Annotated in this window: 9 protein-coding genes; 3 read left to right on the top strand and 6 right to left on the bottom strand. The window is 72.6% G+C overall.

Annotation, left to right across the window (positions count from 1 at the left end):
- Positions 1-36 precede the first annotated feature (36 nt).
- Complete coding sequence (gene aroF / locus ACWGL3_RS27685) at positions 37-1,083, bottom strand: 3-deoxy-7-phosphoheptulonate synthase (protein WP_267948895.1); 1,047 nt, start codon at positions 1,081-1,083, stop codon at positions 37-39.
- A 453-nt stretch (positions 1,084-1,536) separates the two neighbouring features.
- Between aroF and ACWGL3_RS27690 the strand changes: the two genes are divergently transcribed.
- Positions 1,537-2,121, top strand: a complete 585-nt coding sequence (locus tag ACWGL3_RS27690) for a molybdopterin-dependent oxidoreductase (RefSeq protein WP_452461965.1) — start codon at positions 1,537-1,539, stop codon at positions 2,119-2,121.
- On the opposite strand, the gene macS is transcribed toward ACWGL3_RS27690, so the two are convergent.
- From macS to ACWGL3_RS27705, 3 genes are read right to left on the bottom strand one after another with little or no spacing between them, the layout of a single operon-like run.
- Positions 2,085-3,413 (bottom strand): MacS family sensor histidine kinase, encoded by a 1,329-nt coding sequence (gene macS / locus ACWGL3_RS27695; protein ID WP_267950304.1) that lies wholly within the window; start codon positions 3,411-3,413, stop codon positions 2,085-2,087. The two genes, ACWGL3_RS27690 and macS, sit on opposite strands and share 37 nt — an antisense overlap.
- 3 nt (positions 3,414-3,416) lie before the next feature.
- On the bottom strand, positions 3,417-4,334 hold the full coding sequence (locus tag ACWGL3_RS27700; RefSeq protein WP_452461964.1) for a hypothetical protein: 918 nt from the start codon (positions 4,332-4,334) through the stop codon (positions 3,417-3,419).
- Positions 4,331-5,128, bottom strand: coding sequence for an alpha/beta hydrolase (locus ACWGL3_RS27705; protein WP_267948893.1), 798 nt, complete (start codon positions 5,126-5,128; stop codon positions 4,331-4,333). The genes ACWGL3_RS27700 and ACWGL3_RS27705 overlap by 4 nt, the downstream gene beginning before the upstream one ends.
- Before the next feature lie 404 nt (positions 5,129-5,532).
- Between ACWGL3_RS27705 and ACWGL3_RS27710 the strand changes: the two genes are divergently transcribed.
- A complete protein-coding gene (locus ACWGL3_RS27710) occupies positions 5,533-6,360 on the top strand; it encodes a lysophospholipid acyltransferase family protein (protein WP_267948892.1) in 828 nt (275 codons plus the stop codon).
- Positions 6,361-6,457: 97 nt separating this feature from the next.
- Here the strand turns inward: ACWGL3_RS27710 and ACWGL3_RS27715 are convergent, their stop codons facing one another.
- Together ACWGL3_RS27715 and ACWGL3_RS27720 are read right to left on the bottom strand one after the other, a co-directional pair.
- Positions 6,458-7,405, bottom strand: a complete 948-nt coding sequence (locus ACWGL3_RS27715; protein WP_267948891.1) for an ROK family glucokinase — start codon at positions 7,403-7,405, stop codon at positions 6,458-6,460.
- Between the two features lie 141 nt (positions 7,406-7,546).
- On the bottom strand, positions 7,547-8,041 hold the full coding sequence (locus ACWGL3_RS27720; RefSeq protein WP_267948890.1) for a hypothetical protein: 495 nt from the start codon (positions 8,039-8,041) through the stop codon (positions 7,547-7,549).
- Positions 8,042-8,580: 539 nt separating this feature from the next.
- On the opposite strand from ACWGL3_RS27720, the gene ACWGL3_RS27725 reads away from it, so the two are divergent.
- Positions 8,581-10,380, top strand: a complete 1,800-nt coding sequence (locus ACWGL3_RS27725; protein ID WP_267948889.1) for an AMP-dependent synthetase/ligase — start codon at positions 8,581-8,583, stop codon at positions 10,378-10,380.
- Positions 10,381-10,403: the final 23 nt, after the last annotated feature.

Raw genomic sequence — 10,403 nt, forward strand, 5'->3', positions numbered from 1 at the left:
CGTCGGACGTGGCGGGGCGGCTCCGTCGCCACGGCCTCAGAGACCGGCCAGCTCGCGGCCGGGCGCCGGGGTGAGGGTGCGCCCGCTCAGGGCGGCGAGGGTGCCGGCCAGGTCGCGCAGCTGTGCCAGGTCCTCCTCCAGCAGGGCCTGCGGGCCGTCGCACAGGGCGGTCTCCGGGTGCGGGTGCACGTCCACGATGACGCCGTCGGCGCCGACCGCGACCGCCGCGCGGGACAGCGGGAGCACCAGTTCGCGCTTGCCGCCCGAGTGGGACGGGTCGACGATGACCGGCAGGTGGGACAGGTTCTGGGCGACCGGGACCGCGCTGATGTCGAGCGTGTTCCGGGTGGCCTTCTCGAAGGTGCGGATGCCGCGCTCGCACAGGACGATGTCGAGGTTGCCCCGCTGGGCGATGTACTCGGCCGCCATCAGCCACTCCTCGATGGTGGCGCTCATCCCCCGCTTGAGCATGACGGGCTTGCCCGCGTCGCCCGCCGCCTGGAGCAGGGCGAAGTTCTGCATGTTGCGGGTGCCGATCTGGAGCATGTCGGCGTAGGAGGCGACGAGCTCGACGTCGGCGGCGTCCACCACCTCGGTGACGACGGGCAGACCGGTCTCCTCGCGGACGTCGGCGAGGATCTTCAGCCCCGCCTCGCCCAGCCCCTGGAAGGCGTACGGCGAGGTCCGCGGCTTGTACGCGCCGCCGCGCAGCAGGGAGGCGCCCGCGGTGAGGGCCATCCTGGCGGCCTCGAGGGTCTGCTCCGGGGTCTCGACGGCGCACGGGCCGGCGATGACGGTGACGTTGTCCCCGCCGATCGGCACCCCCCGGACGCTGACGACGCTGCGGCTGTCGTGGTTCTCGCGGCTCACCAGCTTGTACGGCGCGGAGATGCGCAGGACGTCGCTGACACCGGGCTTCGCGGCCAGGCCCAGGTTCTGGAACCGCTCGACGTCCCCGACCAGGCCGATGATCGTACGGCTGACCCCTCGGGTCACGTAGGCCTCGCCTCCGGAGGAGGTGACCAGTTCGACGAGCGAGTCGATGTTGTCGGGGGTGGCGTCCGGCGCCATCACGATGACCATGTGGTTCGTCCCTAGCTGCTTGTCGGTGGGAGTGGCGGGACCGGTTCGCGCCCGGGACACGAAAAAACCCCGGGCTCTACCGGCCCGGGGCTCAAGTCGTCTGTGTCAGCGCAGCGCTTTACAGGCGACCGGGGTATCGGGCCGGTAGCCATAAAAGCGCCAGAAGTTTCGCTGCATGGCTGTGACTATAGCGCACGGTTGCGGCGTGCCCGCACGCACGGGGCGAGTGACCTGGCTCTCGTCGGCGCCTGGCAGGATGGCCGGGCGCCGCGTTCCCCCGCGGCGGACGGGACGGGGAGGTCCCGGCGGGGGACACGCCCGACCCGTCGGCAGGGGCGTAGTGCAAGGGCCGGGCGGCCGGAGCGGGACGAGCAGGGGGACGTGTTGTCCGAGAGAGCGGACGGGGACGGCGGTGCGGGGGAGGATCGCGCCGGGCGCGCCGGGGGGCCCGGGATCCCGCCGGGCCAGGCCGTACGGTACGAGCACAGACCGCTGCACTACGGGCCCGTCCCCGTCTTCCGGCCGCACAGGTGGGACTTCCGGATCATGGGCGCGACGGAGACCCTGGGCTCCTACCGGTGGACGTGGGAGGAGTTCGGCACGCTGCCCCGCACCGACTCGGTGAGCGACTTCCACTGCGTGATGCGGTTCAGCGTCCCCGGCGTCCCCTGGGGCGGGGTCCGCGCCCTCGACCTGGTCTCCGCCGCGCCCCCGGCCCCGGAGGTGACGCACGTGATGGCCTGGGGGGAGTACGGGTACAGCGCCAACCTGCGCCTGGACGACTTCCTGTCCGAGCAGGTCCTCCTGGCCACCCACCGCGACGGGGAGCCCCTCGCCCCCGAGCACGGTTTCCCGCTGCGGCTCGTGGTCCCCCACCTCTACGGGTGGAAGAGCGTGAAGTGGCTGCGCGCGGTGGAGTACATGACCGCCGACCGGCGGGGGTTCTGGGAGGAGCGCGGCTACCACAACCGCGCCGACCCGTGGAGCGAGCAGCGGTTCTCCTACCAGGAGGAACCGGGCCACGGGCCTCCCCTCTGAGGCGGGTTCCCCCGGGGGACGCGCATCTCCACCTCCGTTCCCTGCCCCGGGACCGAGACGTACTCGACGGTTCCCCCCAGGTCCCGCACACGCCCCCGGATGGACTGGGCCACGCCGAGGCGGCCGTCCGCGTGCGCTTCCTCCAGCCGGCCCGGCGCGATCCCCGGCCCCTCGTCGCGCACGGACACGGTCACCCCGCCGGGCTCGTCCTCCAGCAGCACCCAGGCACGGGTGCCGCCGGGGCAGTGCCGCTCCACGTTGTCCAGGGCCGCGAGGACCGCGGCGGCCAGCTCCTCTGCCGTGCGCGCGGGGAGCAGGACGGGGGAGGCCGGCGCGGACACCGAGACGCGGGACGACTCCGCCCTGCGGACCTGTTCGCGCAGGTCCACGGGGGCGCCGTCGAACCCCGCCCCCGGACCGCCGCCCCGGGGCCCTCCCCCGGACCGCGGGTCGGCGTGCACGGCCGCGGCGCGGCCGGAGGCGCCGTCCCGGGCGCCGGCCCACCGCGGCGCTCCGCGGGCCCCCGGCGCCCCCGCCCGCGCGGCGCCGTCCCCGGACGACCCGCCGGGCGGATCCCCGCCCGGGAGCCCGTCCGCGAAAAGGGCGCGCAGCCGCACCTCCTGCTCGCCCGCCATCCGGCCGAGCTCGGCGGCCTCGCCGCCGGCCTCGGCCCCGCGCCGGCTGACGAGGGCGAGCACCTGGAGCACGGAGTCGTGGATCGAGCGGGCGAGCTGCTCCCGCTCACGGAGGCGGGCCTCCAGGGAGACCGCCTGGGCGAAGCGCCGCTCCGCCTGTTCGGCGACCTTGGCCATGTACCCGACGACCAGGGACGCCAGCAGCAGGAGCACGACCCCCCGTGCGGTGGCGGCGGTGATGTTCGCGTCCATGACGACGCGCAGCGTGAGGTCGGCGAAGCCGTAGAGGAGGGCGACGACACCGGCTCCGCGCCGTCCCCAGATGACGGCGGCGGAGAGCGCCGCCCCCGCGAACCAGTAGCCGCTCAGGGGCGGGGCCTGGGTGAGGTAGAAGGGCGTGGCGGCGGCGGCCGTCGCGAACATGCAGGCGAACGCGACGGCCAGGTCGGCGGTGAGCAGGCGCCAGGTGCGGAGCTCGGGGCGCGCGTAGCCGTAGGTGGCGGCCACGGTCCACACGGCCATGGCCGCCAGGACCGTCCACGCGACCCAGGGCCTGGTCAGGGCTCCGTGGTTCTGGACCAGGAGGACGAGGGAGTAGACCAGGGTCGCGGCGCGGAAGACGGCGAACGCGCGCCAGAGGGGGACGTCGAAGCCCAGCGGTCAGACCACCGCCCCGTTGTCCGGCCCGTTGTCCCCGGGCGGCCGCGAGTCGGTCATGCGCAGGATGAGCACGACGAAGCTGGCGAGGAACGCCACCACGGCGAGGAACATCATCCAGTTCGGCAGGGAGATGCCGGCGAACGCCGCGCCGAACACCAGCACGGGTCCGCCCAGCAGCCCGAACCAGGCGGCGATGCCGACCCGGTCGCCCTTGAGCAGGGGAGGCGGGGGCGGGGGCTCGTAGTGGCCCTCCAGCTCCGCCTCGGCCCGGCGCCGCGCGTCCTCGTCCTCGTCCTCGTCGTCCTCCCCGGCTGCGTCGGGAGGGCCTCCGGCGAGCAGGTCGCCGTCGGGGGCGCCGCCTCCCCCGGGCCCGGCGTCCTCGCGCCGGTCGGAGGCCCCGAGGTTCTCGGCGTCCGGCCAGGCCGTGCGGGTGGGCCGGACGGAGGCGTCCTCGTCGTAGAAGCGCGCCACCAGGTCGTTCCAGACGTGGTCCTCGTCGGAGGACCTGGCCTGCGCGGCGTCGGGGTCGCCGAGCGGCCCGTCGAGCAGGTCGCCGCCCGCGGGGCCGTCGGCCTGGGCGTCGGGGGCGGCCCCGCCCTCCGCGCCGTCGGCCTCGGGCCTGGAGTCCCCGTGCGGTGCGAGCAGGTCCGGGTCGGAGTGGCCCAGGTCGGGCAGCTCGGCGCCCAGGACCCGTTCCGCCGCGGCCCGCTCCTCGGCGTCCACGTAGAGGTGGTCGGTGGGCGGGTCGTCGGCCCCGCCCCCGGACGGATCCAGGACGTCCTCGTTCAGGGGCACCGCGTAGGCGGCGATCCCGCTGCGTCGCAGCGCCTCCAGCATCGTGTCGGCGTGCGAGGGCGCGAGCAGGATGAGGGGCACGTAGGCGTCGGCGAGCAGGCCGTTACCCCGACGTTGCGTCATCGGTCGGCTCCTTCCCCGCTTCTACGGTGCTCCCGCACGAAGGCGAGGCTTCCGTCGAAGATGGCGGCGGCGTCATGGTCGAGGGTCGCCACGTGGTAGCTGTCGTGCAGCAGGTGGATCGTCAGCCGGGTGTTGACCGCTCTCCTAGCGAGGATACGCAGACTCCGCGGTCCGACGACGTGGTCCTGGGTACTGCGATAGGCCAGAATCGGCGCTCGCAAACCGGACATGCCCTCCTGAACTGCGCGCCACAGCTTCGGGAGTGTCGCGGCGGCCGCGGTGGGGACCCTGTCGTACCCGCCCTCGGTCGTGTCGTCCTTGGAGACGTCGCTGGAGAGCCCCGGCGTGGAGGGCATGATCCGCGAGGCGAGGCGGCGGACCGGCGCGATGAACGGCAGCCTCGCGTCCTCCAGGGCCAGGGACGGGTTGACCAGCACCGCCCCGCGCACGAGGTCCGGGTGCTCCTGGGCCAGGCGCAGGGTGAGGGCCCCGCCCATGGACAGCCCCATGACGTACACCTCCCCGCAGCGCGAGGCCAGGTCCAGCAGGGCCCGTTCGGCCTCGGCGAACCAGTCGTCGCTGGTGGTGAGGTTCATGTCCTGCCAGACCGTGCCGTGCCCGGGCAGGAGGGGGATCTCCACGCTGTACCCCGCGGCGGCGAGGTGCTCCCCCCAGGGGCGCATCGAGTACGGGGACCCGGTGAATCCGTGACAGAGCAGTACGCCGACCTCCGACCCGCGGTGGCTGAAGGGCTCCGCCCCGGGGATGAGGGGTACGGTGTCGGTCGGTCTCACGGAGCGGCTCCAGGGGATCGTGCGGTACGCGTCGGTGTCGGCGGTGCCGGCGTCGGCCGTGGACCGGGCGCCGCCGGGCGGCCCGGCCCCCGACTCCAGCCGTGAGGCTAGCCGCTCGGCGGAGTGTTTGTCATGGGTGCACACTAACGCCCCGGCCTCCGGGGACGAGAGGGGCACAGCGCACCGCGGGGGCCGACTGAGTATCCTCGACTGGGTCGGGCCGAGAGCCCGTTTGGGGGCGCTTTGGCAGTTGCCCCCGCACGGTGGGAGGATGGCGCACGTCAGGCGGCGGCTCCGACGTCCTCCCGGGGCGCGAGCCCTTCTGGCAATGTCGGTCGAGCGGGACAGTGAATCGTGGCAGGCCCTGCCCAGTCCTCCCCGCGTGTGCAGGGGTGATCTGAGCGATGTTCTACTGGGTGGTCAAGGCGTTCCTGGGGCCGATCCTGGCCGTGCTGTGGCAGCCGCGCGCGGAGGGCGTGGAGAACGTGCCGCGGCGCGGTCCGGCGATCATGGTCAGCAACCACCTGTCCTTCTCGGACCACTTCTTCGGTCCGCTGCCGCTGCCGCGCAAGATCACCTTCCTGGCCAAGTCCGAGTACTTCACCGGCACGGGCGTGAAGGGGCTGCTGAGCCGGGCGTTCTTCACCGGCGTGGGCCAGATCCCGATCGACCGGTCCGGCGGCAAGGCGAGCGAGGCGGCGCTGCGCACCGGCCTGCGGGTGCTCAAGCGCGGCGACCTGCTGGGCATCTACCCGGAGGGCACCCGCTCCCCGGACGGCAAGCTGTACCGCGGCCGTACCGGCGTGGCGCGGCTGGCCCTGGAGTCCAAGGCCCCCGTGGTGCCGATGGCGATGATCAACCTGGAGAAGATCATGCCTCCCGGCCGCACCGTCCCCAAGCTGGGCGTGCGCCCCAAGGTCAAGTTCGGCAAGCCGCTGGACTTCTCCCGCTACGAGGGCATGGAGACGGATCCGCGCGTACTGCGGGCCGTCACCGACGAGATCATGTACGCGCTGATGGAGCTGTCCGGCCAGGAGTACGTGGACCGCTACGCGCAGTCGATCAAGGCGGAGCTGGAGGCCGAGGCCAAGGAGGCGCGGCGCGAGCAGCACGCCGGCGACAAGGACCGCAGGCGCGCCGAGCGCGAGCGCCGCAAGGAGGAGCGCCGGGCCCGCAAGGAGGAGAAGCGGGCCGCGCGGGGCAGCGGCGGCGACGACGACGCGAAGGAGTAGTCCTTCCCCACGACGTACGGAGCGGGTCCCCGTGGCGACACGGGACCCGCTCCGTACGTGCGTCGGCCTCGGCGGCCCGGGGCCGGGGCGTGGCGGGTCAGTGGCGGGCGAGGTCCCCGGCTCCGACGATGCCGGCCTCCCCGCCCAGTTCGGCCAGGCGCACCTCGGCCAAGCGCCGGCCGGGCCGGCCCGACACGTGCCGGGCGAAGGAGGCGCGGACCGGGTCCAGCAGGATCGACCCGGCGTCGGAGACCCCGCCGCCCAGGACGAAGCACTCCGGGTCCAGGATGGCGGCCAGGTCCGCGAGTCCCAGCCCGACCCACTCCCCGACGATCCCGAAGCACTCCAGCGCGGCCTGGTCGCCCTCCAGGGCCGCCTGGGTGATGACGTGCCCCTCCACCTGCTCGACGACCCCGTCGGCCAGCTTGAGCATGCGCTCGGCGGCCCGGGGGTCGGTGCGGGCGCGGTCCTGCCCCTCCGCCACCAGGGCCCGGCCGCTGGCGTACTGCTCCCAGCACCCGTGGTTGCCGCAGGCGCAGCGGCGCCCGTGCGGGACCATCCGGTAGTGGCCGACCTCGGCGGCCACGCCGAAGCGGCCGCGGTGCAGGGCCCCGCCCATGACCAGGCCCCCGCCGATGCCGGTGCCCAGGGTGACGCAGACGATGTGGTCGCTGCCGCGACCGGCGCCGAACCGGGCCTCCGCCCAGGCCGCGGCGTTGGCGTCGTTCTCGATGACCACCGGCAGGCCGACGCGCTCCTGGACGCGCTCCTTGAGGGGTTCGTCGTGCAGCCCCAGGTTGACCGCCACCTGGATGGTCGCGCGGTCCTCGTCGACGAACCCGGCCACGCCCACGCCGACGGCCCGGACGGACTCCGGCTCCTGCCTGCCGCACAGCTCGGCGACGGCCTTGGCGACGACGTCGGCCAGGCCCTCCGGGTCTGCGGCGGGGGTGGGGTACTTGACCTTGTCGAGGATCTGCCCGTCGCGGTCGACGACCCCGGCGGCGACCTTGGTTCCGCCGATGTCTACGCCGATGGTCAGCATGGGGGCTGCTCCTTCGCACTTACGCCCGAACTCTGACATAAGTCTCAAGGTTCATGGCAGAGGGTTTTCAAATGGTGTAAACCATTCGATTAAACCAGGCCGGACGCGACCCCCGACACCCCGGGAGCGAAAGCCGCCGGGCTAACCCCGCTCCCCCGCCCCGGCCTGCCCGTCCGCGGTCTCCGGGACGCCGTCCTGCACCGGGGCCGGGGAGGACGAGGAGGGGGCCGGCGGCTCGGCGGCGGGGTCCTTCCCGGCCTCACGACGCCCCGCGTCGTCCGCGCGCCCCTGCTCCAGGGAGCGCTCGACCACGCCCCAGGTGCGACCGAGGGCGTCGAAGGCAGCCAGTCCGGCGCGCCCCAGGTGACCGGCGACCTCGGGGGCGGACCTGCGCACGATGTCGAGGACCTCCTCCAGCGGGGGCCGCTCCTCCTCGCTCTCCAGCCGGATCGCCTCCTCCCACACGTCCCCCTTGGCCGGGGGGGCAGAGGTGACGGCGCCGACCCCGCGCTTCACCCCGGCCACCAGGAGTCTGCGCTGGAGGGTGTCGACCAGCCTCAGCGCGTCGTCGATGAGGTCCGGGGCGTCCCCCCTTCCCGCACCCGAACCGCCGTCGCGACCGGTGTTCTCCGCCATGTCCGCTTCCTCTCCTCGCGCCGTGTTCCTGGCTTCACGGTAACCGGCCCCGGTGCGCCCGGCGGGCTTTCTCAGGGCAGGTTCAGGGACGGGCCAGGGATGAGCCGGGGCTCCCCCGGCGTTGTCGCGGACGGTGGGGTTTCCGCCTTCCGAGCGCGACAAACCGCCTCATACAAGTCATATGACACAGAGTTAACGTGATGTGCACAAAGACCATGGCAGGCGTATAGTCTCGCGTGCGTACGCGAAGTCAGCGAAATCACCCTCCTGACCTGCGCACTTCCGATTCCCCCGAGGGCGCCGCACGCCGTCGGACCGGACGGGCCCGCGTACCGCACGACACTTCAGGGACTCGGACCCGACACGCCTGGCGACAGGGGGACACCACGCTGAACAGCGCGTTCACTCCCTGCCACGCCTCGGCTCCGGATCACCGTTGGATACCGAACGGCAACACGTTCTACTCATGAGTAGCATTCTGTTGTTACGGTCGTCACGTCCCCACTTATCCAGAACCCGTACACGTCCAGGAGCACCACGTGCGCGAATACAGCTCTCCCGCGAAGGCTGAGATCTCCGACGACGCGCGCCTGACCGACACGCTCTACGCGCGCGCGGTCGGCGAGCCCTCTGCCGTCGCCGCCCGCCGGCAGGAGTCCGGCCAGTGGCGCGACGTCACCGTCGCGGAGCTGCACGGCGACATCGCCGCGTACGCCAAGGCCTTGATCGCCGCGGGCGTCGAGCACGGGGACCGCGTCGCCCTGATGTCGCGTACCCGTTACGAGTGGACCGTCGTCGACTACGCGATCTGGTCCGTCGGCGGTGTGACCGTCCCGATCTACGAGACCTCCTCCGCCGAGCAGATCGAGTGGATCCTCTCCGACTCCGCCGCCAAGGCCGCCTTCGTGGAGACCGGGGACCACGCGGAGCGCGTCGAGTCGATCCGCGCCAAGGCTCCCGCCCTCGGCCCCGTCTGGCGCTTCGACGGCCCCGAGTTCGCGGAGCTGCGCTCCAGCGGGACCGAGGTCGCGGACGAGGCGCTGGAGAAGCGACGCACCGCCGTCAAGGTCGACGACATCGCCACCCTCATCTACACCTCGGGCACCACCGGCCGCCCGAAGGGCTGCGAGCTCACGCACCGCAACTTCCTCTTCATCGCCCACAACGCCCTCGCGGGCCCCGCCAAGCAGGTGCTGCGCGGGAAGGAGAACCCCTCCACCCTCCTCTTCCTGCCCCTGGCCCACGTCTTCGCCCGCTTCGTCCAGGTGATGGTCGTCGAGGGCAAGGCGACCCTCGGCCACTTCCCGTCCACCGGTCCGGAGCTGATCGAGCAGTTCTCCGTCTTCCGGCCGACCTTCCTCCTCGCGGTCCCCCGCGTGTTCGAGAAGGTCTACACCAAGGCCGAGCAGAAGGCGACGGCCGAGGGCAAGGGCAAGATCTTCAACGCCGCCGCCGAGACCGCCATCGCCTACAGCAAGGCGCTCCCCACCGGGCAGATCCCGCTCGGGCTGAAGCTCAAGCACAAGCTGTTCGGCAAGCTGGTCTACGGCAAGCTGCTCGCCGCGCTCGGCGGCAACGCCGACTACGCCGTCTCCGGCGGCTCGGCCCTGGGCGCCCGCCTCGGCCACTTCTTCCGCGGCATCGGCTTCACCATCATCGAGGGCTACGGCCTCACCGAGACGACCGCGCCGACCTCGGTCAACAGCCCCGAGTTCAACAAGATCGGCACCGTGGGCCAGCCCCTGCCCGGCACCACCGTGAAGATCGCCGACGACGGCGAGATCCTCCTCAAGGGCGACCACATCATGGTCGGCTACTGGCAGAACGAGAAGGCCACGAAGGAGGCCTTCACCGAGGACGGCTTCTACCGCACGGGCGACCTCGGCACCCTCGACGACGACGGCTTCCTGAGCGTCACCGGGCGCAAGAAGGAGATCATCGTGACGGCGGGCGGCAAGAACGTCGCCCCTGCCGTCCTGGAGGACCGCATCCGCGCCAACGCCCTGGTCAGCCAGTGCATGGTGGTCGGCGACAACCGCAAGTTCATCGCCGCGCTGATCACGATCGACCCGGAGTCGTTCGCGCAGTGGAAGGAGGCGAACGGCAAGACCGGCGAGATCGCGGACCTGACCGGGGACCCGGACCTCAACGCCGCCGTCCAGGAGGCCGTGGACAACGCCAACAACGCGGTGTCCAAGGCCGAGGGCATCAAGAAGTTCAAGATCCTGCCCAGCGACTTCACCGAGGAGAGCGGCCAGATGACCGCCTCCCTGAAGGTCAAGCGGCACGTGGTCAGCAAGCAGTGGAGCAAGGAGATCGACGACATCTACGGCGCCTGATCCCCAGGGCTCCGGAAGGGGGC

Source organism: Nocardiopsis sp. NPDC055824 (genome assembly GCF_053616335.1).

Excerpts from the sequence above, each read along its gene's own strand:
- aroF (WP_267948895.1), bottom strand. The coding sequence starts at position 1,083 with ATGGTCATCGTGATGGCGCCGGACGCCACCCCCGACAACATCGACTCG.
- ACWGL3_RS27700 (WP_452461964.1), bottom strand. The coding sequence starts at position 4,334 with ATGACGCAACGTCGGGGTAACGGCCTGCTCGCCGACGCCTACGTGCCC.
- ACWGL3_RS27710 (WP_267948892.1), top strand. The coding sequence starts at position 5,533 with ATGTTCTACTGGGTGGTCAAGGCGTTCCTGGGGCCGATCCTGGCCGTG.
- ACWGL3_RS27715 (WP_267948891.1), bottom strand. The coding sequence starts at position 7,405 with ATGCTGACCATCGGCGTAGACATCGGCGGAACCAAGGTCGCCGCCGGG.
- ACWGL3_RS27720 (WP_267948890.1), bottom strand. The coding sequence starts at position 8,041 with ATGGCGGAGAACACCGGTCGCGACGGCGGTTCGGGTGCGGGAAGGGGG.